This is a genomic window from Pseudomonas sp. RA_105y_Pfl2_P56, from assembly GCF_963970845.1.
In the GTDB taxonomy this organism is placed as follows: Bacteria; Pseudomonadota; Gammaproteobacteria; order Pseudomonadales; family Pseudomonadaceae; genus Aquipseudomonas; species Aquipseudomonas baetica_A.
In genome coordinates, this window is sequence record NZ_CAXAPL010000020.1 from 1 (window position 1) to 21,430 (window position 21,430).

Annotated in this window: 23 protein-coding genes; 12 read left to right on the forward strand and 11 right to left on the reverse strand. The window is 60.2% G+C overall.

Annotated elements, in window-relative coordinates; genetic code table 11:
- Positions 1 to 158: 158 nt before the first annotated feature.
- From AACY11_RS15230 to AACY11_RS15240, 3 genes are all read right to left on the reverse strand, one after another.
- Positions 159 to 755 (reverse strand): superoxide dismutase, encoded by a 597-nt coding sequence (locus AACY11_RS15230; RefSeq protein ID WP_095191553.1) that lies wholly within the window; start codon positions 753 to 755, stop codon positions 159 to 161.
- 176 nt (positions 756 to 931) lie between these two features.
- Complete coding sequence (locus AACY11_RS15235) at positions 932 to 1,534, reverse strand: LysE/ArgO family amino acid transporter (protein ID WP_339434075.1); 603 nt, start codon at positions 1,532 to 1,534, stop codon at positions 932 to 934.
- A gap of 5 nt (positions 1,535 to 1,539) precedes the next feature.
- A complete protein-coding gene (locus tag AACY11_RS15240) occupies positions 1,540 to 1,941 on the reverse strand; it encodes an ACT domain-containing protein (RefSeq protein ID WP_339434074.1) in 402 nt (133 codons plus the stop codon).
- Positions 1,942 to 2,036: 95 nt separating this feature from the next.
- Between AACY11_RS15240 and AACY11_RS15245 the strand changes: the two genes are divergently transcribed.
- From AACY11_RS15245 to AACY11_RS15260, 4 genes are all read left to right on the forward strand, one after another.
- Positions 2,037 to 2,930: a LysR family transcriptional regulator ArgP gene (locus tag AACY11_RS15245; RefSeq protein WP_339434073.1), complete on the forward strand. Its 894-nt coding sequence runs from the start codon at positions 2,037 to 2,039 to the stop codon at positions 2,928 to 2,930.
- Positions 2,931 to 2,984: 54 nt separating this feature from the next.
- Positions 2,985 to 3,977, forward strand: a complete 993-nt coding sequence (locus AACY11_RS15250; RefSeq protein ID WP_339495121.1) for an NAD-dependent epimerase/dehydratase family protein — start codon at positions 2,985 to 2,987, stop codon at positions 3,975 to 3,977.
- Positions 3,978 to 4,093: 116 nt separating this feature from the next.
- Positions 4,094 to 4,948 (forward strand): ATPase, encoded by an 855-nt coding sequence (locus AACY11_RS15255; protein ID WP_339434071.1) that lies wholly within the window; start codon positions 4,094 to 4,096, stop codon positions 4,946 to 4,948.
- A gap of 137 nt (positions 4,949 to 5,085) precedes the next feature.
- Positions 5,086 to 5,934: a cache domain-containing protein gene (locus AACY11_RS15260; protein WP_339495123.1), complete on the forward strand. Its 849-nt coding sequence runs from the start codon at positions 5,086 to 5,088 to the stop codon at positions 5,932 to 5,934.
- Between the two features lie 32 nt (positions 5,935 to 5,966).
- Here the strand turns inward: AACY11_RS15260 and AACY11_RS15265 are convergent, their stop codons facing one another.
- On the reverse strand, positions 5,967 to 7,484 hold the full coding sequence (locus AACY11_RS15265; protein ID WP_339495125.1) for an MDR family MFS transporter: 1,518 nt from the start codon (positions 7,482 to 7,484) through the stop codon (positions 5,967 to 5,969).
- Between the two features lie 79 nt (positions 7,485 to 7,563).
- Entirely contained in the window at positions 7,564 to 8,757 is a 1,194-nt protein-coding gene (gene pobA, locus AACY11_RS15270) for a 4-hydroxybenzoate 3-monooxygenase (RefSeq protein ID WP_339434068.1), read from the reverse strand.
- Between the two features lie 177 nt (positions 8,758 to 8,934).
- Here pobA and AACY11_RS15275 point away from each other — a divergent pair, with 177 nt between their 5' ends.
- Complete coding sequence (locus AACY11_RS15275; RefSeq protein WP_339434067.1) at positions 8,935 to 9,819, forward strand: helix-turn-helix domain-containing protein; 885 nt, start codon at positions 8,935 to 8,937, stop codon at positions 9,817 to 9,819.
- A gap of 56 nt (positions 9,820 to 9,875) precedes the next feature.
- Here the strand turns inward: AACY11_RS15275 and AACY11_RS15280 are convergent, their stop codons facing one another.
- Positions 9,876 to 10,052 carry a hypothetical protein gene (locus tag AACY11_RS15280; protein WP_339434066.1) on the reverse strand — a complete coding sequence of 59 codons (177 nt, stop codon included), beginning with the start codon at positions 10,050 to 10,052 and terminating at the stop codon, positions 9,876 to 9,878.
- Between the two features lie 120 nt (positions 10,053 to 10,172).
- The gene (locus AACY11_RS15285) at positions 10,173 to 11,078 is read right to left on the reverse strand and encodes a LysR family transcriptional regulator (RefSeq protein ID WP_339495127.1); all 906 of its coding nucleotides are present in this window, start codon (positions 11,076 to 11,078) and stop codon (positions 10,173 to 10,175) included.
- A gap of 114 nt (positions 11,079 to 11,192) precedes the next feature.
- Here AACY11_RS15285 and AACY11_RS15290 point away from each other — a divergent pair, with 114 nt between their 5' ends.
- Complete coding sequence (locus AACY11_RS15290; protein ID WP_339434064.1) at positions 11,193 to 12,071, forward strand: MBL fold metallo-hydrolase; 879 nt, start codon at positions 11,193 to 11,195, stop codon at positions 12,069 to 12,071.
- Positions 12,072 to 12,116: 45 nt separating this feature from the next.
- The gene (locus tag AACY11_RS15295) at positions 12,117 to 12,731 is read left to right on the forward strand and encodes an NAD(P)-dependent oxidoreductase (protein WP_339495129.1); all 615 of its coding nucleotides are present in this window, start codon (positions 12,117 to 12,119) and stop codon (positions 12,729 to 12,731) included.
- Positions 12,732 to 12,853: 122 nt separating this feature from the next.
- Here the strand turns inward: AACY11_RS15295 and AACY11_RS15300 are convergent, their stop codons facing one another.
- On the reverse strand, positions 12,854 to 13,735 hold the full coding sequence (locus AACY11_RS15300) for a LysR substrate-binding domain-containing protein (RefSeq protein ID WP_339495131.1): 882 nt from the start codon (positions 13,733 to 13,735) through the stop codon (positions 12,854 to 12,856).
- Between the two features lie 146 nt (positions 13,736 to 13,881).
- Between AACY11_RS15300 and AACY11_RS15305 the strand changes: the two genes are divergently transcribed.
- Together AACY11_RS15305 and AACY11_RS15310 are read left to right on the forward strand one after the other, a co-directional pair.
- Positions 13,882 to 15,519: a 5-guanidino-2-oxopentanoate decarboxylase gene (locus AACY11_RS15305; protein ID WP_339495133.1), complete on the forward strand. Its 1,638-nt coding sequence runs from the start codon at positions 13,882 to 13,884 to the stop codon at positions 15,517 to 15,519.
- Positions 15,519 to 16,967, forward strand: coding sequence for an aldehyde dehydrogenase family protein (locus AACY11_RS15310; RefSeq protein WP_339495185.1), 1,449 nt, complete (start codon positions 15,519 to 15,521; stop codon positions 16,965 to 16,967). The genes AACY11_RS15305 and AACY11_RS15310 overlap by 1 nt, the downstream gene beginning before the upstream one ends.
- A gap of 137 nt (positions 16,968 to 17,104) precedes the next feature.
- Here AACY11_RS15310 and AACY11_RS15315 read toward each other — a convergent pair whose 3' ends face one another.
- On the reverse strand, positions 17,105 to 18,034 hold the full coding sequence (locus tag AACY11_RS15315) for an AraC family transcriptional regulator (RefSeq protein WP_339434059.1): 930 nt from the start codon (positions 18,032 to 18,034) through the stop codon (positions 17,105 to 17,107).
- A 336-nt stretch (positions 18,035 to 18,370) separates the two neighbouring features.
- On the opposite strand from AACY11_RS15315, the gene AACY11_RS15320 reads away from it, so the two are divergent.
- Together AACY11_RS15320 and AACY11_RS15325 are read left to right on the forward strand one after the other, a co-directional pair.
- The gene (locus AACY11_RS15320) at positions 18,371 to 18,724 is read left to right on the forward strand and encodes an antibiotic biosynthesis monooxygenase family protein (RefSeq protein WP_339495135.1); all 354 of its coding nucleotides are present in this window, start codon (positions 18,371 to 18,373) and stop codon (positions 18,722 to 18,724) included.
- A gap of 43 nt (positions 18,725 to 18,767) precedes the next feature.
- Complete coding sequence (locus AACY11_RS15325; protein WP_221732048.1) at positions 18,768 to 19,010, forward strand: hypothetical protein; 243 nt, start codon at positions 18,768 to 18,770, stop codon at positions 19,008 to 19,010.
- Between the two features lie 4 nt (positions 19,011 to 19,014).
- On the opposite strand, the gene AACY11_RS15330 is transcribed toward AACY11_RS15325, so the two are convergent.
- Entirely contained in the window at positions 19,015 to 19,644 is a 630-nt protein-coding gene (locus tag AACY11_RS15330) for a flavin reductase family protein (RefSeq protein WP_221732047.1), read from the reverse strand.
- Positions 19,645 to 19,898: 254 nt separating this feature from the next.
- Positions 19,899 to 20,309, reverse strand: a complete 411-nt coding sequence (locus AACY11_RS15335) for a heme utilization protein (RefSeq protein ID WP_339495137.1) — start codon at positions 20,307 to 20,309, stop codon at positions 19,899 to 19,901.
- A gap of 341 nt (positions 20,310 to 20,650) precedes the next feature.
- On the opposite strand from AACY11_RS15335, the gene AACY11_RS15340 reads away from it, so the two are divergent.
- Positions 20,651 to 21,409, forward strand: a complete 759-nt coding sequence (locus AACY11_RS15340; protein ID WP_339434054.1) for a COG4705 family protein — start codon at positions 20,651 to 20,653, stop codon at positions 21,407 to 21,409.
- Positions 21,410 to 21,430: the final 21 nt, after the last annotated feature.

The following is a 21,430-nucleotide window of genomic DNA, read 5'->3' on the forward strand; positions in this document are numbered from 1 at the left end:
TTTGCCAATGTCGATACCGAGAAGCGTTATCGTATTCATGAGAGATCCTCCGCCGAAAACGAGAAAAGCCCTGCAAGCGTAAACCTGCAGGGCTTCTCGGTCAGGCTGACCATCTCATTAAACCCGGCATCAGCCGGGTTTCTTCTCTGGCGCGCAGCTTAAGCGGTGAAGGTTTTGCCTTCGAACTGCTCAGCGACGAACTTCCAGTTGACCAGGTTCCAGAACGCTTCGACGTACTTGGGACGAACGTTGCGGTAGTCGATGTAGTAAGCGTGTTCCCAAACGTCGCAAGTCAGCAGCGGGGTGTCGCCGCTGGTCAGCGGGTTGCCGGCGCCGATGGTGCTGGCCAGTGCCAGGGAACCGTCAGCCTTTTTCACCAGCCAGCCCCAGCCGGAACCGAAGGTGCCGATCGAGGTTTTGCTGAACTCTTCCTTGAACTTGTCGAACGAACCGAAGGCTGCGTTGATTGCATCAGCCAGCGCGCCGGTTGGTTGACCGCCGGCGTTTGGCGCCAGGCAGTTCCAGTAGAACGTGTGGTTCCAGACCTGAGCGGCGTTGTTGAAGATGCCGCCCGAGGAAGACTTGACGATTTCTTCCAGGGTCTTGCCTTCGAACTCGGTGCCCGGCACCAGGTTGTTCAGGTTCACGACATAGGTGTTGTGGTGCTTGTCGTGGTGAAATTCCAGGGTTTCCTTGGAAATGTGCGGCTGCAGGGCATCGTGTGCGTAAGGCAGCGGCGGCAATTCGAAAGCCATGATGATTCTCCTAATCAGGTCTGTTGCGGTGAGCGCAAGGCCGATCACGGGCGGCCAGAAATGCGACGACGAGTTTTTACTCTTTGCGGCGCAGGGTTCGGATCATAGCACCGGGGTTGCGGCTTAACCACGCAACAACTGTGTGGGATAGAGGTTCCAGAGCCTTTTGGAATAAATCACGGAGCGAGTATCAATTGTCCTGCCACCGCGAACATCATCACCGCCACCAGCAGATCGAGGATCCGCCACGTACTCGGCCGGGCCAGCCACGGCGCGAGCCATGCCGCCCCCAGCGCCAGCGTGAAAAACCACAGCAACGACGCACTGGCGGCGCCCACCACATAAGCGCCCGGCACCGATTGTTGGGCGCCAAGAGAGCCGATCAACAACACGGTATCCAGATAAACGTGCGGGTTGAGCAAGGTCACTGCCAAGGCGCTGAGCATCACTGCCCGCAGCGAGCGCACGGTCTGGTTTTCGCTCTGATCCAGGCGCTGTTTCGAGAACGCCCGGCGTAGCGCCTGGCTGCCGTACCAGATCAGGAACACCGCGCCACCCCAGCGCGCCACCGCCAGCAATGTCGGGTTTTGTGCCAGTACCGTGGCAAGGCCGAACACCCCGGCTGCCACCAGCAGCGCGTCGCAGGCAACGCAGAGTGCGGCGACCGGCAAGTGATGCTCACGACGCAGACTTTGTGCCAGCACAAAAGCATTCTGGGTGCCGATCGCCATGATCAGCCCCAACGCCACCAGCAACCCGTTCACATAGCTTTGCCACATAGAATTCACTCCGCGTTGGCTGCGAGATCGCGCAGCACGTGCATGGCGCGTTCGGCGTCGGCCTGACCGACAAACAGGTGATCGTGGTAGTAACCGGCGATCACGTTGCAACTGATCCCGGCCTTGCCCAGTGCGGTGGCGAATGCGGCAGTGAGGCCTACGGCCTCGAGCGCCGAGTGCACGTTGAGGGTGATCCACGCGGCCACGTAATCGAAACTGAAGCCGGCCTGTTCGGCCAGTGAGCGTTGCAGAATCACGGTCAGACCTTCTTGTTCACGAAAGCAGCCGACAATCTCCAGGCCAATTGGCAGTTGCCCGTCGGGCAAGGTGCAAAACACATAGTCGCCGGCGTTGAGCTGCGGGCTCATGCTGCGCAGCAGAGTCGAGAGTGAGGTTTCGCCAGCCATGGAAAGGTCCTTGAGAGAGAGTGCTTGCTGGCTATTCTCCAGTCGGACGCGTTATAAGAAAAACCAATAATGCTGATCGCTCATTAGGAAAAGTGATGTTCGATTACAAATTGCTGTCTGCTTTGGCCGCCGTGGTCGAGCAAGCCGGATTCGAGCGCGCGGCGCAGGTGCTGGGCCTGTCGCAATCGGCGATCTCGCAGCGGATCAAACTGCTTGAGGCGCGGGTCGGCCAACCCGTGCTGGTGCGCGGTACGCCGCCGTCGCCGACCGAAATTGGCCGGCGCCTGCTCAACCATGTGCAACAGGTACGTTTGCTTGAACGTGATTTGCAGACCCTTGTGCCGGCGTTGGATGAAGAAGGTTTACCCGAGCGACTGCGCATTGCGATCAATGCCGACAGCCTCGCCACCTGGTGGGCTGAAGCCGTGGGGGATTTCTGTGCCGAACAGCATTTGTTGCTGGATCTGGTGGTGGAGGATCAGACCGTCGGCCTCAAACGCATGCGCGCCGGTGAAGTGGCGGCGTGTGTTTGCGCCAGCGAGCGGCCGGTGGCCGGCGCCCGCAGCGTCTTGCTCGGCGCCATGCGGTATCGCGCGCTGGCCAGCCCGGCGTTCATCGCCCGGCATTTCCCCGATGGCGTGCGTGCCGAACAACTGCCGCGCACCCCGGCGCTGGTGTTCGGCCCGGATGATTTTCTTCAGCATCGCTATCTCGCATCACTGGGTGTCGATGGGGGATTCGAGCACCATTTGTGCCCATCCTCTGAAGGTTTTATCCGCCTGACTGAAGCCGGGCTCGGTTGGGGGCTGGTGCCGGAACTGCAAGTGCGTGAGCAATTGCAACGCGGTGTACTGCGCGAACTGTTGCCAGATAAACCGATCGACGTGCCGCTCTACTGGCATCATTGGCGCAACGGCGGTCAGTTGCTGGGCTTGCTGACCGAGCAATTGGTGCGATCTTCGCCACAATGGCTGGTGCCGTTGGACTGACGGCCAGCGTCAAGACACACGAATCAGGCAAATCGAAAGACAGCGGAGCTTTACATGAAAATTCTGGTCACCGGCGCAAGCGGCTTCATTGGTGGACGCTTTGCGCGTTTCGCTCTGGAGCAGGGCCTGGATGTGCGGGTCAACGGCCGCCGGGCCGAGAGCGTCGAGCACCTGGTCCGCCGTGGCGCCGAGTTTGTCCCTGGTGATCTGACTGACCCGGATCTGGTGCGCGAACTCTGCACCGACGTCGAAGCGGTGGTGCATTGCGCCGGTGCCGTCGGGCTGTGGGGGCGCTATCAGGATTTTCATCAAGGTAACGTGCAGATCACTGAAAACGTTGTCGAGGCCTGCCTGAAGCGACGGGTTCGACGGCTGGTGCATTTGTCGTCACCGTCGATCTACTTCGATGGCCGCGACCACCTGAACCTGACCGAAGAACAAGTGCCAAAGCGCTTCAGGCATCACTACGCGGCGACCAAATATCTGGCCGAGCAAAAGGTTTTCGGCGCGCAGGAATTCGGTCTGGAAACCATCGCCCTGCGCCCGCGCTTCGTCACCGGTGCCGGCGACATGAGCATCTTCCCGCGCCTGTTGAACATGCAGCGCAAGGGCCGTCTGGCGATCATTGGCAATGGCCTGAACAAGGTCGATTTCACCAGCGTGCAAAACCTCAACGAAGCCATGCTCAGCAGTTTGCTGGCCGCCGGTTCCGCGCTGGGCAAGGCCTACAACATCAGCAACGGTACGCCGGTGCCGCTGTGGGATGTGGTCAACTATGTGATGCGCAAAATGGAGATCCCAGAGGTCACCCGGTATCGCTCCTACGGGCTGGCCTACAGCGTGGCCGCGCTCAATGAAGGGGCGTGCAAGCTCTGGCCGGGACGTCCGGAGCCGACGCTGTCGCGGCTGGGGATGCAGGTGATGAACAAAAGTTTCACCCTCGACATCAGTCGCGCCCGGCATTATCTGGACTACGATCCGAAAGTCAGTCTGTGGACCGCCCTCGACGAGTTCTGCGGTTGGTGGAAAGCTCAGGACATTCGTTGAAACGAATCGGCCGACCGGCAATGAACCGCACTACAGGTTGAGGGTCAATCCCTGCGGCTGTGGGGTTTATACTTCGCCCCCATCTGCCATCACCGCGTTTCACAAAGGTTGCCTCAATGTCCATGCGTAATGATGCCCACGACGATTTCGATGATGTACCGAGCCTGCGTGCCGACACTTTCGACGACGATGACATTCCGACCACCGCCCGCACCTCCGTGCACTCGCGTACACCGCCCGTGGTCAAGGTCAAAGCGGCAAGCACCGGGCCTTTGTGGGCGCTGGTTGGCGCATTGTTTTTCGCCTTCATCGGCCTTGCCTGGTGGAGTTTTCAGCAGATCTCGCTGATGGAGCAGCAACTGGTCGCAACCCAGGAAAGTTTCGCGCGCATCAGCGAAGAAGCGGCGGGGCGCCTGCAGGACATTTCCGGCAAGGTCGTCGCCAGTCAATCCAACGTCACCAGCGACAGCGAAGCGTTGAAGCTGCAGATCAAGCAACTGGAAGGCAAGTTGCTCGATCAGAGCAAACAGCAGCAGGGCGTTGCCGGCCAGACCAGTGAACTGGACAAGCGTCTGGCGCAGATGAGCGCCCAGACCAGCGAGCAACAAAACGCCAACAGCCAGTTACAGGCACAGGTCAAAGCCCTGAGTACAGAGCTGACCACGCTGAAAAACGCCCCGGCCGATACCAGCAAGGTCGACGCCCAGCTCAAGGGTTTCGATGCGCAGCTCAAGAGCCTCGGCGCGGACATCGCCGCACTGAAGAAACAGGGCAATCCGAGCGCGGCAATTGATCGACTGGAGCAGGAAATCGTCGTTCTCAAAAGCGAACAGGACAACCGCCCGGCAGCACCGCAAGGTGCCGCCAATACCGCTGAGTTCGATGCGTTCCGTCGCCAGATGACCCGCAACATCAACACGCTTCAGGCGCAGATCCAGAACTTGCAGCAGCAGATCAATGCCCGGCCTTAAAGCCTGATCAAACGTGTGGCGAGTGGGCACGTTCCCTCGCCACAGCACGGTGTAATCTCCAGAAACCTTCTGAATGTCCCCGCATCATCCCAAGCCGTCTACGCTCTTGAAACACCAACAAGAACGAGGGATGCGCTATGGGTTTTTTGCATAAAGTGGCCTGGCTCGGCGTGATGCTCCTGGCCGGGTTCGGCCAGGCCAACGCCGCGACCACTGCCAAGGATGACAGCCAGGCCGCCATCGCCTTGCTGGAAAAAGCACTGGCCTACTACCACGACAACGGCGACAAGGCGTTCGCCGCGTTCAGTCGCCAGGGTGAGTTTGTCGACAAGGACCGCTATGTGTTTGTGCTCGACACCAAGGGCGTCATGCTCGCCAGCGGCGGGCCCTCGTCGGAGTTGATCGGCCGTGATGTGAGCGAGGTGCTCGGGCCGGATCTGCAGAAAGCCTTCAAAAATGCCTTGAAAGTGCCCGAGGGCAACGGCATCCAGCAAGCCGAGTACCGCTGGCAGAACTGGTCGGATGGCAAGGTCGAGCGCAAGCATGTGTTTTACCAGCGCATCGGCCAACGGATTCTGGCGGTCGGTTATTACCTGCCGCGGGCGTCGGCGGAGCAGGCGATGGCGTTGCTGAACAAGGCGGCTACCGATCTGGGCAAAGACGAGAAGGGCACATTGACGGCGATCAACTCGCTCAAGGGCGGCTATTTGCAGGATGACCTGTATGTGTTTGTCGTCGACCTCGATACCCGGCGCTATGTCGCCCACGGCACCAATCTGCGCTTGATCAATACCGACTTCAGCAAGGTCAAGGACCCGGAAGGCAAACCGGTGGGTGAGCCGATACTGGCGCTGATTGCCAAACAGGATGATGGCGAATACGAATACCGCTGGAAAAACCCGGTGACCGGCAAGGTCGAGGACAAGCATGCCTACCTGAAGAAGGTCGGCCATTTTCTGGTAGCGGTCGGTTACTACAGCCCTTGATCAGCCAGATCCTGTGGGAGCGGGCATGGCTGCTATTGGGTGCCGTGCTCTCTGCCGCGCAGCAAGTTGTTCGGCATCGCAATCGCCGCCGTCAGCCCCAGCAGCGACACCGCCGCACTGACCCACAGCAAATGCCGGAAGGTCACCGAAAGCTCCGTGCGCAAAGCGTTTCGAGCATCACCCGGCGCCGCGTTCAAACCATCAAGCAACACATTGCCCGAATGTCCCTCGCTCATCAGCGAACTGCTCGCCAGGTGGGCGAAACTGGAGTCCTGCAACAACGCCAGCAACAGCGCCGACATCAGCGCCACACCCACCGCGCCGCCGAGCGAGCGGAACAGGTTGGTGGTGCTGGTGGCCACGCCAATGTCGCGTTGCGCCACCGAGTTCTGCGTGCCTACCAGAGAGGTAGGGAACTGCATGCCGCCGGCAATCCCGCTGAGCAACATGAACACGCCGCTGAGCAGCGTGGCCTCTGGCGGACTGAAGGCCATGCCCAGGATCGAGATCGGCATCAACATCGCGCCGGTCAGAATCTGCGGTTTGTAACGACCGGTCACTGAGGTGCGACGCCCGGCAAAGTAGGCGCCGATTGGCAGCCCCATGGCCAAGGGCAGCAAGTGCAACGCGGCGCTGTCGGCCCCGGCACCGGTGACGCTTTGAAAACGCAGCGGCATCAGCACAATCAGCGAAATCGCCTGGAAACTGGTGAAGAAAATCGTGCACCAGCACAGCAGGGCGTTGCGGTTGGCGAACAGGTGCATCGGCAGCAAGGGCTCACGCGCGCGGCGTTCATGCCAGACAAACAGCGCCAGCACCAGCACCGCACACGCGAACAGCCCAAGCACTTCGCTGCTGCGCCACGAATGACCCTGACCGATCTGGGTGATGCCGAGCAACAGAGCGGTCAGGCCAATGATCATCAGCAATGTGCCGAGGTAATCGATGATCGGTTTGCGCTGCGGGATCGGCAGGCCGCGCAGGTTACGCCGCGCCACCCAATAAGCACCCAGGCCCAGCGGCAGGTTGATCAGAAACACCCAGCGCCACGACAGGTACTCGGTCATGTAGCCGCCCAACACCGGCCCGGCGACGCTGGCCACCGCGTACATGCTGCTGAAGTAACCCTGATAGCGTCCGCGTTCGCGTGGCGGCACGATGTCGCCGATGATCGCCTGACTGACCGAAATCATCCCGCCGGCCCCGATGCCCTGGAGAATCCGCGCCAGCACCAGTTGCTCCATGCTTTGCGCCATGCCGCAAAACAATGAGGCGAGGGTGAACAGGCTCATGCCGAACAGCATCAGTTTGCGCCGGCCATACAAATCACCGAGCTTGCCGTAGATCGGCACCGCCACGGTCATCGCCACCATGTACCCGGAAATCACCCAGGCCAACAGGTTGACGTCTTTGAATTGGTCGGAAATGGCCGGCATCGACACGGCGACGATGGTCTGATCCAGTGCGCCAAGAAAGATCGCCATCATCAGCGCGACCAGCACGCTGCGAATGGCCGGTTTGGGCGTTTCGGGATGATTGAGATGGGGCACGAACAACACCTGCGGGCAGTGAGAGTCCCGCAAATGGCCAGGCGAGCGGGGAGGCTCGCCAGTGTAAGTCGGTAGGAAGCTATTCGATAGCCTCATAAGGAAGTCCGACGTAATTTTCTGCAATGGTTTTTCGCCCTGCTTGCGAGCTGACAAAGTAGTCCAGTTCCGAGGCGCTGATGCGCTGGCTGAAATCATCGTGATCGTCGAAGCGATGCAGCATCGACGTCATCCACCAGGAAAACCGCTCGGCCTTCCACACCCGACGCAGGCAGATTTCGGAATATTTCTCGAGCAGGTCGACGCGTTCTTCGCGATAGACCTTCAGCAGAATATTGAACAGTGTGCTGACATCGCTGGCGGCCAGATTCAAGCCCTTGGCGCCGGTAGGCGGGACGATGTGCGCGGCATCGCCGACCAGAAACATCCGTCCGTATTGCATCGGTTCGACCACAAAACTGCGCAACGGCGCGATGCTTTTCTCGATCGACGGCCCAGTGACCAGGTTTTCTGCAAGCGCCACGGGCAGACGGGACTTCAGTTCATCCCAGAAGCGCTGATCGCTCCAGTCATCGACGTTTTCATCCGCCGGCACTTGCAGGTAATAACGGGTGCGAGTTGCCGAACGCATGCTGCACAGTGCGAAGCCGCGTTCGTGCCGGGCGTAGACCAGTTCTTCATGCACCGGTGGCGTGTCGGCCAGAATTCCCAGCCAGCCAAACGGATAAACCCGTTCGAAGACCTTCAGGCTGTCAGCCGGAATCGACTGCCGGGCCACGCCGTGGAAACCGTCGCAACCGGCGATGTAGTCGCAGTCGACGCGCCAGGTTTCGCCGTCCTTTTCAAAGGTGACAAAGGCTTCGTCGGTTTTCATGCCGTGAGGAACGACATCGATCGCCTGATAAATCGTCGGTGCGCCCGCGTCCCGACGAGCGGCCATCAGGTCGCGGGTGACTTCGGTCTGGCCGTAGATCATCACGGTTTTGCCGCCGGTCAACGCGTGCAGATCGATGTGCACCTGGCGCCCGTCCAGCGCCAGATCGAAACCGCCGTGAACCAGACCTTCGGCGTCCATCCGTTGACTCACGCCCGCCTGGCGCAACAGCTCTACCATGCCTTGTTCAAGCACGCCGGCGCGGATTCTGCCGAGTACATAATCGGGTGTCTGGCGTTCGAGGATGAGGGTGTCGATGCCAGCGTTGTGCAGCAACTGGCCGAGGAGCAATCCGGATGGACCGGCGCCGATGATGGCGACTTGGGTTTTCAGCGTTTTCATTGTTTTTATGACTCGCAAGCTTCACACGGCCAAGACCGTTGAATGATTTTTATGGATCGAGTGCTTGCATTTTTCCCTTGCGGGTCTGTCAATTGAAGGTGAAAACTGAGCCGATACCTGTACATTCTGCCAATCGGTGCGATTATCGCCCACAACCCCGAGGCCTGGATTGAAGTGATGAACAAGCCTGAGCTGCCTTCGATTCCGGTGTTCAAGCTCTACGGTGAAAGCCTGGACTGGCCAACCCCTGACTTGCTGCACTGTGAAACCATTTCTTCACGCAGTCGCGAACATCAATGGGAAATCAAACCCCACCGCCACGCCGATTTGTGCCAATTGCTCTTCGTCTTCAAAGGTCAGGCAGAGCTTGAAATCGAAGGTCAGCGCACACAACTGCACACGCCCGCGATTCAGGTGCTGCCACCGCTGTCGGTGCACGGCTTCCGTTTTTCCGAGGACGTCGAAGGATTTATCGTCACCCTCGCCACGCCGCTGATCCATCATTTGCAGGCGCAACTGGGCGATTCGGTACACGCTCTGGCCCTGGCTGAAAGCTATTCGGCGGGCAAGGACGGCGATTACCTGAACAGCCTGTTTACTGCGTTGCAGGCCGAGTACAACGGCCACCAACCGGCGCGGGAAATGCTCATGCATTCGCTGGTCAGCGTGATTATGGTCTGGGTCAGTCGTCAGGCGATCGTGCGCCATAACGCCAGCCAGCGGCCGCAGCGCCAGCGTGAATACCTCAACGGTTTTATTCAATTGGTGGAAGAGACGTATCGCCAGCATGTGAAGGTCGAAGACCTGGCGCATCGGTTGGGGATTTCGGTGTCACACCTTAATGGCACTTGCCGTGAACTGGCGGGGCAGCCGGCGTTGCAGATCATGCACGAGCGCCAGTTACTGGAAGCCAAGCGCTTGCTGACGTACACCAGCATGACGATTTACGAGATGTCGGAGTTGTTGGGGTTTTCCGATCCGACCAACTTCACGCGCCTGTTCCGGCGCCGGGTGGGGATTTCGCCAAAGGCTTTCCGCGACCGCCTGAAGGCCGAGCAGTAAACCTGTAAACACCTCAATCCCTCTGTGGGAGCAGGCCGCGTTTGCGCGTTGTTACATCAACGCAACGCATTCAGCGTGGCATTGTGTGGAATGCAGTGCTCCAGGTTGCAACTGGCGTATTCGCGAGGCAGTTGTCGCAGTTGCTCGACCCGCCAGGCTGCAGTGCCGTACAACGCCAGTGTGGCGGCGCAGGTGATGAAAATCGCGAGGTATCTTCTTGTTTTGATGTTCATGGTGTCTGACCTCTGAACGTATACCCTTGGGTACTACTTTGAGCATAGGTCAGCGGTGACGACTTGCCAGCGTCAGCGTTTGCGCATCTAGCGTGACATTCAGAGCCGTTATGACCGGGGTTACAGGTCGATATCCCACGTCGGGTTTTCTGGGAATCTGAGTACCAGAAAATCCAGCATGCTGCGCAGCGCCGCCGGCATGTGCTTGCGTGAGGCATAGACCGCGTAGATGTTCATCTGCCGCGGTTCGGCGTGGGGCAACAAGCGAATCAACTCTCCGGCATGAATATGCACCCCGGCCTGATAGGTCGGCAGCATCGCCACCCCCGCGCCGGCCAGCGTCGCGCGCAACAATGTGCTGGCCTCGTTGGCGCTGATGTTGCCCTGTACCGGCACCGACACCGGTTCGCCATCCTCTTGGAAATGCCACAGGCTCTTGCCGAAATACGAGTGGGTCAGGCAGTTGTGTTGACTCAACTCTTCCACCCGTTGCGGCGCCGGATGTTCCTGAAGATACACGGGAGCCGCGCAGACCACCGAACGGCAAACGGTCAGGCGCCGGGCAATCAGGTTCGGGTCCAGATCATTGCTGGTGCGAATCGCCAGATCGATACGCTCATCCACCAGATTCACCGTGCGGTCGAGCATCTGCATATCGATGCTGACACCGGGGTAGCGCTTGACGTAGGCGGCCATCGCGTCGGCCAGTTGTGCCTGGCCGAACGAGGTGCTGACGCTGATCCGCAGCAACCCGCGCGGTGCATCGTGGGGCTCGCTGACAGCGGCCTGCATGTCAGTCGACAGCTCGATCATCTGCCGGCAGCGCGGCAGGATTTCACTGCCGGCGGCGGTCAGGCTCAACTTGCGCGTGGTGCGGTGCATCAGGCGTGCGCCGACCCAGTCCTCCAGTTCCGCCAGATAACGTGAAACCACCGGGCGTGAAAGGTCCAGATGATCGGCCGCCGCTGACTGGCTGCCCAGATCCACCACTGTGACGAACACCCGCATTGCTTGGAGACGATCCATGATTTGCCCGCTTTCAGAAACAAACTATGTCCAAGCATCGCATTTTTTGTACTGACTCATGCAACTAAGCTCTGTCCCATCGCCAGACACGGCATTCGGACACCGGAGCAACAGATGATCGGTTTCACCACTCTCAAACGCGTTTTGCTTGCCACTGCCACCCTCGGTTTCGCCGCGCATGCCGCTGCTGCCAACCTGACCCTCGATGTCTACAATCCTGGCACCCAAGCCATTTTCCCGGTGACTTCGGTACTGGTCAGTGGCGAAAAGGACGCGATCCTGGTCGACGCGCAGTTTGGTAAATCCCAGGCCGAGCAAGTCGTCGAAAAGATCCGCGCCAGCGGTAAAAAACTCACCACCATTTACATCAGCCACGGTGATCCGGATTACTACTTCGGCCTCGATACCCTGACCAAAGCCTTTCCTGACGCCAAGGTGCTGGCTTCGCAGCCGACTGTCGATCACATCAATCAAACCGTCGCCGGCAAACTCGCGTTCTGGGGGCCGAAAATGGGCGCCGACGTACCGGCCAAAACCATTGTGCCGGGCGTGCTCAAGGGCGACAGCCTGATGCTGGAAGGGCAGAAATTGCAGGTGATCGGGCTGGACGGCAAGCAACCGGATCGCAGCTTTGTGTGGATTCCGTCGCTCAAGGCTGTGGTCGGTGGTGTGGTTGTCGCCGAGAACATCCACGTCTGGATGGCCGACACCCAGACCGCGCAATCCCACGCCGACTGGCTGCAGACCCTGCATTCGATTCAAACCCTGAAGCCGAAAATCGTGGTGCCGGGTCACTACCTCGGTGACAGCAGCCGTTCGTTGGCCAGCGTGAAATTCACCGCCGACTACATTAAGGCTTTCGACACAGAAACCGCCAAGGCCAAAGACTCCACCGCATTGATCGCCGCGATGAAAAAGCGCTACCCGAAACTGGGTGAAGAAAGCTCGCTGGCGCTGAGCGCCAAAGTCGCCAAGGGTGAGATGCAGTGGTAACCCGATTCTGAAAACGCAGCACTCTCAAGCCAACTGGAGAATGTCATGAGCAAGATCGCAATCATTGGTGCCACCGGTCGTGCCGGTAGCCAATTGCTGGAAGAAGCCCTGCGCCGCGGCCACAGCGTCACCGCCATCGCTCGCGATACCTCGAAGATCGGCGCCCGTGCGGGTGTGGCCAGCCAGAATGTCGATGTGCTGGATTCGGCGGCGCTGCAAGATGCCGTTGCCGGTCACGACGTGGTGATCACCGCCGCGCACTTCACCACGGTGCCGGCCAGCGCGATTGTCGGGCCGGTGAAGCAGGCGGGGGTGAAGCGTCTGCTGGTGGTTGGCGGTGCCGGTTCGCTATTGCTGCCGGACGACACGCGGGTGATCGACAGCGCTGGTTTTCCGGCAGAGTACAAAGTCGAAGCCAGCGTTGGTGCCGCGTTTCTGGATGCGCTGCGTCAGGAGACGGAACTGGACTGGACGTTCCTGTCGCCGTCGGCGGAGTTTGTCGAAGGTGAGCGCACCGGCACATTCCGGGTCGGCAAGGATCACTTGCTGGTGAGTGCCGAAGGTCGCAGCTGGATCACGTTTGCCGATTACGCGATTGCGCTGATCGACGAAGTTGAGGCGCCGAAGCATTCGCGTCAGCGGTTTACGGTCGGTTACTAAGCAACAGCGCAGAACAAATGTGAGAGCGGGCTTGCTCGCGAAGAGGGAGTATCAGTCAACCTGATGGGTGACCGATACACCGCTTTCGCGAACAAGCCCGCTTGTACATTCGATTAGGGTGTTCAGCGGGTGTGGGCCTGCTCCACCAGCCAGATCATCAGTTCTTCCAGCTTCGGTGATGGCTCCCCGCCTTGCGGCAACACCACGTAATACGCCAGCCCCGTCTTCACCTTCAGCTCAAACGGCATCACCAGTCGTCCGGCACGCAAGTCATCGCCGATCAGCGACCAATCCCCGATCGCCACACCCGTCCCGTGGGACGCCATCGACATCGCCTGATCCAGCGTCTCGAAATGCTGGCCCATGTTCACATTGCTCAATTGCAGATGGGCGGCCGTCAACCACACGGTCCAGTCCTGAGTGTCTGCGGTCGGATGCAGCAGCAGATGATGTTGCAGATCGGACGGTGCGGATAACGCCGGCGGGCCTTTCAACAACGCGGGCGAACAGACCGGTGTCAGTTGCTCATCAAACAGATGCAGGGCTGTGGAGGAGTTGTCCGGCGGCGCTCCGTAAATCACCGCCGCATCGAATGGCTCGCGCTGGAAGTCTACGCCATGGGCCAGCGTGGTGGTCAGTTTGACCGGCACGTCAGGGCGTTCCCTCTGCCATTGCAGCAGACGCGGTACCAGCCAGCGCATCACGCAACTTGGCGCCTTGATTTGCAGGGTTTGGCGCTTGAGACCGATCTGCTCGGTACCTTCGCTGATCAGGCCGAAGATTTTCTCCACCCGTGGCAGCCATTCGCGACCTTCACTCGTCAGCGCCAGGCCACGCGCCTGACGAATGAACAGCTCATAACCCAGATGATCCTCAAGCCCGGCGATCTGTCGGCTCACGGCCCCCTGGGTGATGTGCAACTGCTCGGCCGCCCGGGTGAAGTTGCAGCACTGCGCGGTGATCAGAAAGGTGTGCAGGGCGGGCAGGGGAGGCAATCGCTTCATTGGGATCCAAGGTATGACGTGAGGACATGGCTAGTATGACTTTTAATCGATTGTTGCCGCTACCTGCTGCCCGTTCAATGAGCCCATTCCACGGCCCGCTCCCACCCAGGGCCCTGTGTTTCAACTGAATATAAAGGGCAATCGACATGGCGACGTGTGGCGAAGTACTGGTCAAGTTACTCGAAGGTTACGGGGTCGAGCAGGTGTTTGGCATTCCCGGGGTACACACCGTGGAGCTGTATCGCGGGCTGGCCCGTTCGAGCATCAACCACGTCACGCCACGGCATGAGCAGGGCGCCGGGTTCATGGCCGACGGCTATGCGCGCACCAGTGGCAAACCGGGCGTGTGTTTCATCATCACCGGCCCGGGCATGACCAACATCACCACGGCGATGGGCCAGGCTTACGCCGATTCGATACCGATGCTGGTGATCTCCAGCGTGCAGTCGCGCAGCCAGTTGGGAGGCGGGCGTGGCAAGCTTCACGAGTTGCCGAACCAGGGCGCATTGGTCGCGGGCGTCGCGGCGTTCTCCCACACGCTGATGTCGGCCGCTGAGTTGCCGGTGGTGCTGGCGCGCGCCTTTGCGCTGTTTCAGGCCGGGCGACCGCGTCCGGTGCATATCGAAATCCCGTTGGACGTGCTGGTTGAGGAGGCTGATGAATTGCTCCTCAGCGTCCCGGTCAACATCGACCGGGCCGGCGCTGCGCCGGCCGCCGTGAGCCGCATGACCGAGTTGCTGGCCGGCGCCCAGCGTCCGTTGATTCTTGCTGGAGGCGGTGCCATTGATGCTGCCGCTGAACTCACCGAACTGGCCGAGTTGCTCGACGCGCCCGTGGCACTGACCATCAACGCCAAAGGCATGCTGGCGTCCAGTCATCCGCTGTTGATTGGCTCGACGCAAAGCCTGGTTGCCACTCGTGCACTGGTCGCCGATGCCGATGTGGTGCTGGCGATCGGCACCGAACTGGCCGAGACCGATTACGACGTCACGTTCGCCGGCGGTTTTGAGATTCCCGGCAAGCTGCTGCGCGTTGATATCGATGCTGATCAGACGGTGCGCAACTACCCGCCGCATCTCGCGTTGGTCGCCGATTCGCGCAACGCGGCACAGGCGCTGCTCAGTGCGTTGTCGCACAAACCATTGGCCGAGCGCCGCAACGATTGGGGCCAGATGCGTGCGGCACGTCTGCGTGATGATCTGGCCGCGACCTGGGATGCCCCGACCCTGGCCCAGACGCGTTTCCTCGAAACGGTCCTGGACGAATTGCCGGACGCGGTGTTCGTCGGCGACTCCACGCAACCGGTGTACACCGGCAACCTGACCTTCAACCCGGAGCGTCCACGCCGCTGGTTCAACTCGTCGACCGGTTACGGCACCCTCGGTTACGCCTTGCCGGCAGCCATCGGTGCGTGGCTTGGCGGCCACTGCGACAACGGTGCGCGCCCGCCAGTGGTGTGCCTGATCGGCGACGGCGGTTTGCAATTCACCCTGCCGGAACTGGCCAGCGCCGTCGAAGCGCGCACGCCAGTGATCGTCTTGCTGTGGAATAACCAGGGTTACGAAGAAATCAAAAAATACATGGTCAACCGCGCCATCGAACCGGTCGGCGTCGACATCTACACCCCGGACTTCATTGGCGTGGCCAAGGCGCTGGGTTGCGCGGCCGAGGCGATCAGCTCGGTTGAGCAATTGCGTGGTGCGCTGCGCGCCGCGACGGATCGTCAGGGGCCGAGCGTGATCGAAATCGACCAGCACCAATGGATGCAGGCGGTGGCCAAATGATGAGTTTTCCAACCACACTCGACGGCCTCTACATCAACGGCCAATGGTCGGCCGGTCGCGAGCATTTGCGCGTGATCAACCCGGCCACCGAAGCGCTGCTGACTACGGTCAATGGCGGTGATGAGCGGGCCGTCGATCACGCGGTGACCGTGGCCGCCGAAGCCTTCAAGGATTGGTCGACCACCACGGGGGCCGAACGCGGCGCGATCCTGCGCAACATCGCCAACGGCGTGCGCAATGGCCGCGAGGACTTGATGAAGTTGCAATCGAGCAACAACGGCAAACCGCAATTCGAAGCGGGCATCGATGTCGACGACGTGATCGCCACCTTCGAGTATTACGCGGAACTGGCCGAGGGCCTCGACGCGCAACAAGACACGGAGGTGCCGCTGCCCAGCGATGATTTCAGCGCACGTCTGCGCCGCGAACCGTGCGGTGTGGTCGGGCTGATCGTGCCGTGGAATTTTCCCATGGTCACCACCGCATGGAAGCTCGCCCCGGCCCTGGCCGCCGGTTGCTGTGTGGTGCTCAAACCGTCGGAAGTCACGCCGTTGCCCGAGTTGGAACTGGCGGCAATCATCGCTGAATCGGGCCTGCCCAAAGGCGTCTTCAACGTGGTCTGCGGTACCGGTATGGCCGTGGGGGCGCCGCTGTCGGCGGATCCGCGTATCGCCAGGATTTCCTTCACCGGTAGCAACGCTGTCGGTGTGCAAGTGATGCAGCGCGCCGCCGAGAGTGTGAAGGGCGTGAGCCTGGAACTGGGCGGTAAATCTTCGCTGCTGGTGCTCGAAGACGCTGATCTTGATTTGGCGGTGGAACTGGCCTGTGGCGGAGGTTTCTTCAACGCCGGGCAGATGTGCTCGGCCACCAGCCGGGTGTTGGTCGCCGATGAATTGGCGGACGCGTTTCTCGTGCGCCTGAAGGCCCGCGCGGAAAAAATCCGCGTGGCCGAACCGTTCGATCCGGACGTGGAAATGGGCGCACTGGTCAATCAGGCGCAGTATCAGCGTGTGCTCGGCCACATCGACCGTGGGTTGAGTGCCGGGGCGAAGCTGGTGTGCGGTGGTAACCGTCCGGCGGATCTGCCGCGCGGCTATTTTTTACAGCCGACGATCTTCACTGACGTGCCCCTCGACAGTGCGCTGTGGTGCGAAGAGATTTTCGGCCCGGTGCTGTGCGTGCGCCGTTTCAGCAGCGAAGCCGAGGCGATTGCCCTGGCCAACGACAGCCAGTTCGGGCTGGTCGCCAGTGTGGTGACGCGTAACGCCGAGACCGCCGACCGGGTCGCCAACGCTCTGCAGGCGGGGCTTGTGTGGCTCAATGCGCCGCAGGTGATCTTCCCGCAGACGGCGTGGGGCGGTTACAAGCAGAGCAGCATCGGCCGCGAATTGGGGCCGTGGGGCTTGTCGGCGTTTCAGGAAATCAAGCATGTGATCCGGGCGCTCTGAAATTGAGTGGCCCGGACTGACGCCATCGCTAGCAGGCTCCCACGGGGGTTCGTAGTGAACACAGATGTTGTGGACACCACCACTGTGGAAGCCAGCCTGCTGGCGATGAGGGCAGCGAACACAGTAAAAAGTCTGGATCAGACCGACTGCCGCAACCGCGCCAGATCCCGCAACGGCGGCGCGCCGAACAAACGGCTGTACTCGCGGCTGAACTGTGAGGGGCTTTCATACCCCACGCGATACCCTGCCGCCGACGCTTCCAGCCCTTCGGCCAGCATCAGACGCCGCGCCTCTTGCAGGCGCAATTGCTTCTGATACTGCAGCGGGCTCATCGCCGTCATCGCTTTGAAACGATGATGCAGTGTCGACACGCTGAGGTTCACTTCCTTGGCCAGATCGTCAATGCGCAGCGGTTGCTCGAAGTTGCCGTTAAGCCATTTGATGGCCTGGCTGATGCGGTGGCTCTGACTGTTGGCAATCGCGATTTCATACAGTCGATGGCCCTGCGGGCTGCGCAGCAGGCGATAGAGAATCTCCCGACGGATCAGCGGCGCGAGCATGGCGATGTCTTTCGGCGCATCCAGCAAACGGGCCAGACGCAGCACCGCGTCGAGCATCGCACTGTCGATTTTTTCAACGTACAAACCGCGTCCGGTCGGCCGGGTCGGTACACCGAGCGGGCCGGCGTCGGCGATCAGTGCGGTGATCTCAGCCGGGTCGATGTCCAGACGCACGGCGAGGATCGGATCTTGCGGCGACACGTTGACCACGCGCCCGCTCAACGGCATCGAGACCGAGACCACCAGATAATTGAGCGGATCGTAATTGAAGAACTCGTCGACCAGTCGCACCTCTTTGCGACCCTGAGCCATGATGCACAGGGCGGGTTGTGCCAGCACCGGGGCGAAGTCGTGGGACTTTGTGTGGCGCGACATGAACAGCGAGCCGATGGCCGTGGCGTAACTGCCATCGTCCGTGGTGTTGCGGCGAATGATCGCCGCCAGTTCAGCGCGTTGCTTTTCCATGTCGGCGTCGAGTGGGGCTTGAATCGGATCGAATGACGTCATGCACGGCATCCTCGGCAAGGGATGTGGAGTGGAGCAGAGCATATGTTTGTGCAAGCGTGAACGGTAGACACATTCTGCGAAATGCTTGCCTGATTCTGCGCGGTGTTGCTCATGTTCCCGCCCATAGCGGGACGCAGAGCCTGGAACTTGCTTGAAACGCATGTGACAGCCATGTGACGAGGTTTTGCAGACGGTTGCAGCGACAACGCGCAGTCTCGCAGGATTGTGCAACGCGACGGCAGGAATCGACTAACGGCCCCTGGCGCTCGCCCCTTAATCTTGGATCCTGTCGCAGCCCGTCCCCGGCTGCCACGCGACTCCCTGGGAGGGTTGAACATGTCCAAGCAGATTCCCGTCAGTCATATGGCCTTCGTTCGAGCGCGCGCCGGACGCTCGGCGGAACTCGGTGTGCGCCTGAGCGCATTGATCGAACCGTCCCGCGCCGCGCCCGGTTGCCTGAGCTTTGCCTTGCAGCATTCGCAGTGTGATCCCGAGTTGTGGCTGGTCTGCGGTTTCTGGAGCAATCAGCAGACGATGACCGCGTATTTCAGCAGTCCGTCGATGGAAATCTTCGCCGAGTTGGTGCAGGAGCTGGTGGTCAACAGTCTGGATTTCCACACCTTCAAGGATGTCTCGGCAGCCCAGGCCCTTGGCCAGTGTTCGGCACCGGTACACAAACTCGCCGGTTGAGGGTTTAATGTCCGGCTTAATTGACTGAGCCAGGACTTGCGACATGGCACGTAAAGAGTTCGAACACTTCGAAGCAGTATCCGCAGTCGTCCCCGTCGAACTGGGTGGCAACAAGGGTTATTACGCGGCAATCGCGGTCAAGGCCCTGGTGGATGGCGGTGCACCGCGCTTTCACAAATTGCTGGCTGATCAGGTATTCCCCGGCGCCATCGCCGCCGATGACGCCGCCATCAATGAGCTGGATCGCCTCAAGGGCGTCACTGAAGACGCCGAGCTGATCTGGTAATCCGTTACTTGGCCGCCCCCGGTCGCCACATCTTGAACAGGGCTTCAGGCCCCAGCTGGAAATAATCCGCCGGCCCGCCGCCGCGCAGAATCGGTTCTGCCGCGGCGGTGTCGTAGATCCCATCCTTCAACAGCCACTTGGCGATATGCACGGCGACCACTTCGCCGAGGATCAGCCAGCTCGGCACTGTCTCGCCATCGGCACGTTGCAACTGAATGATCTGCGTGACCTTGCACTCGAAGGACACCGGGCTTTCGGCGACGCGGGGCACGGAAATCACCTTTGACGCGACTGTCGTCAGGCCTGCCAATTCAAACTCGTTGACCTCAGGTGCAACCATCGCGCAGCTCTGGTTCATCTGCTCGGCCAGCGGGCGGGTGGCGAGGTTCCAGACGAATTCGCCGGTCTGTTCGATGTTGTTCAGGCTGTCTTTGCGTCCGACGCTGGAGAAACCAATGATTGGCGGAATGTAGTTGAAGGCGTTGAAGAAGCTGTAGGGCGCCAGATTCAACTGGCCGTTGGCATCCTGCGAAGAAATCCAGCCGATAGGGCGGGGGCCGACGATGGCATTGAACGGATCGTGGGGCAGACCGTGGCCGTGGGCGGGTTCGTAGAAATGGATGTCATCGGGCATGGCTTGGGATCCTGGAGTGCATTGGGTAGGGGCAATAGTGCAAGCCGGGTGATGCAATTTCCAGACAAATGCAAATCTTGTGGAGTGGGTTTGTTTGCGAAGAGGTCGTGTCAGTTGCCATCAGTATCGACTGAACGGACGCCTTCGCGAGCAAGCCCGCTCCCACAGGGTTTTTGTGTGGAACCCTACATTTTGTTTGCCCCAGAAATGACTAAGCCCGGCCGAAGCCGGGCTGTGCGCTGGTTAATGAATTATCAGCTGATCGAAGCTGATTGGGTGCGGTCGTAGCCATCTTGAGCGACGGTGGCGGAGCCGGTGCGGTCGTAGCCGTCTTGAGCGACGGTGGCGGAGCCGGTGCGGTCATAGCCGTCTTGAGCGACGGTGGCGGAGCCGGTGCGGTCATAGCCGTCTTGAGCGACGGTGGCGGAGCCGGTGCGGTCGTAGCCGTCTTGAGCGACGGTGGCGGAGCCGGTGCGGTCGTAGCCGTCTTGAGCGACGGTGGCGGAGCCGGTGCGGTCGTAGCCGTCTTGAGCGACGATGGCGGAGCCGGTGCGGTCGTAGCCGTCGGCGGCAATGGCCGAGCCGGTGCGATCAAAACCGTCGGCTGCGAAGGTGTTGGCGGCCAGTACGGACAGGGTCAGGGCGAGGATCAGTTTGGTTTTCATGTTCGTTACTCCAGATTCGTTGGGGGTGTGTCTTGCATGGGTTGAATGCTACGCCAATAAAGCTGATTAAAAAGCGCAAAATAATGCTAAAAACAATCGATTAATTTGATGTTAAGGGCGGCGCATTTAAATCGCTTACGTCTTCGCAGCGAACGACACGCAGGTCATCGATCAGGTGTTGGCAGGATGCAGCGCCAGGATTAATCAGCGATTAATCGCTGTTTTGCCGTTTGTGACAGATTTTTCATGAATTCCCGACCGCTTTTTCACCGCTGCAACGCCAGTCTGCCCTCGGCCAGAAAACCAAGAACCGGCCGTCACACAATGGAGCGTTACCCGCGATGAATAAACTGCCTCAAATCACCCTGGCTTTCTGGATCATGAAAATCTGCGCGACGACCCTGGGGGAAACCGCGGGGGATTTGCTGTCGATGACCCTCAATGTCGGCTACGCGATCAGCTCGTTGATTCTGATCAGCGTGTTCGTCCTGACGCTGATCACGCAATTGATGGCCAAGACCTACAAGCCGCTGCTGTACTGGATCGTGATTTTGTCCACCAGCACCGCCGGCACCACCATGTCCGACTTCATGGACCGCACGCTGGATTTGGGTTACGCCACCGGTTCGATGATCCTGATCGCGATTCTGTTGGCGATCTTCTCGGCGTGGCGACTGAGCGGTGACTCGCTCAATGTCAGCAAGGTGCAGACCTTGCGTGGCGAGATGTTCTATTGGATGGCGATTCTGTTTTCCAACACCCTGGGCACCGCGCTTGGGGATTACCTGGCCGACGATTCGGGGCTTGGTTTTGCCGGCGGCGCATTGCTGATCGGCTCTACCATTGCTGTGGTGGTGCTGCTCAAGTACTTCACGAAGATTTCGACAGTGTTGTTGTTCTGGGTGGCGTTCGTATTGACGCGGCCGTTTGGCGCAACGCTGGGCGACTTGATGACCAAGTCTCATGAGAAGGGTGGGCTGGACTTCGGCACCATTGGTTCGTCGGCGGTGCTGGCGGGGATTCTGCTGGCGATGATCGTGGGGGCTTCTTATGCGCAGAAACGTTATGGCACACAACACGCTACTGCCGAGTTGACTTGATACCGAGTTACCCCTTCGCTG

Coding starts and splice junctions, on each gene's coding strand:
- AACY11_RS15230 (WP_095191553.1), bottom strand. CDS start 755: ATGGCTTTCGAATTGCCGCCGCTGCCTTACGCACACGATGCCCTGCAG.
- AACY11_RS15235 (WP_339434075.1), bottom strand. CDS start 1,534: ATGTGGCAAAGCTATGTGAACGGGTTGCTGGTGGCGTTGGGGCTGATC.
- AACY11_RS15240 (WP_339434074.1), bottom strand. CDS start 1,941: ATGGCTGGCGAAACCTCACTCTCGACTCTGCTGCGCAGCATGAGCCCG.
- AACY11_RS15245 (WP_339434073.1), top strand. CDS start 2,037: ATGTTCGATTACAAATTGCTGTCTGCTTTGGCCGCCGTGGTCGAGCAA.
- AACY11_RS15250 (WP_339495121.1), top strand. CDS start 2,985: ATGAAAATTCTGGTCACCGGCGCAAGCGGCTTCATTGGTGGACGCTTT.
- AACY11_RS15255 (WP_339434071.1), top strand. CDS start 4,094: ATGTCCATGCGTAATGATGCCCACGACGATTTCGATGATGTACCGAGC.
- AACY11_RS15260 (WP_339495123.1), top strand. CDS start 5,086: ATGGGTTTTTTGCATAAAGTGGCCTGGCTCGGCGTGATGCTCCTGGCC.
- pobA (WP_339434068.1), bottom strand. CDS start 8,757: ATGAAAACGCTGAAAACCCAAGTCGCCATCATCGGCGCCGGTCCATCC.
- AACY11_RS15275 (WP_339434067.1), top strand. CDS start 8,935: ATGAACAAGCCTGAGCTGCCTTCGATTCCGGTGTTCAAGCTCTACGGT.
- AACY11_RS15280 (WP_339434066.1), bottom strand. CDS start 10,052: ATGAACATCAAAACAAGAAGATACCTCGCGATTTTCATCACCTGCGCC.
- AACY11_RS15285 (WP_339495127.1), bottom strand. CDS start 11,078: ATGGATCGTCTCCAAGCAATGCGGGTGTTCGTCACAGTGGTGGATCTG.
- AACY11_RS15290 (WP_339434064.1), top strand. CDS start 11,193: ATGATCGGTTTCACCACTCTCAAACGCGTTTTGCTTGCCACTGCCACC.
- AACY11_RS15295 (WP_339495129.1), top strand. CDS start 12,117: ATGAGCAAGATCGCAATCATTGGTGCCACCGGTCGTGCCGGTAGCCAA.
- AACY11_RS15300 (WP_339495131.1), bottom strand. CDS start 13,735: ATGAAGCGATTGCCTCCCCTGCCCGCCCTGCACACCTTTCTGATCACC.
- AACY11_RS15305 (WP_339495133.1), top strand. CDS start 13,882: ATGGCGACGTGTGGCGAAGTACTGGTCAAGTTACTCGAAGGTTACGGG.
- AACY11_RS15310 (WP_339495185.1), top strand. CDS start 15,519: ATGAGTTTTCCAACCACACTCGACGGCCTCTACATCAACGGCCAATGG.
- AACY11_RS15315 (WP_339434059.1), bottom strand. CDS start 18,034: ATGACGTCATTCGATCCGATTCAAGCCCCACTCGACGCCGACATGGAA.
- AACY11_RS15320 (WP_339495135.1), top strand. CDS start 18,371: ATGTCCAAGCAGATTCCCGTCAGTCATATGGCCTTCGTTCGAGCGCGC.
- AACY11_RS15325 (WP_221732048.1), top strand. CDS start 18,768: ATGGCACGTAAAGAGTTCGAACACTTCGAAGCAGTATCCGCAGTCGTC.
- AACY11_RS15330 (WP_221732047.1), bottom strand. CDS start 19,644: ATGCCCGATGACATCCATTTCTACGAACCCGCCCACGGCCACGGTCTG.
- AACY11_RS15335 (WP_339495137.1), bottom strand. CDS start 20,309: ATGAAAACCAAACTGATCCTCGCCCTGACCCTGTCCGTACTGGCCGCC.
- AACY11_RS15340 (WP_339434054.1), top strand. CDS start 20,651: ATGAATAAACTGCCTCAAATCACCCTGGCTTTCTGGATCATGAAAATC.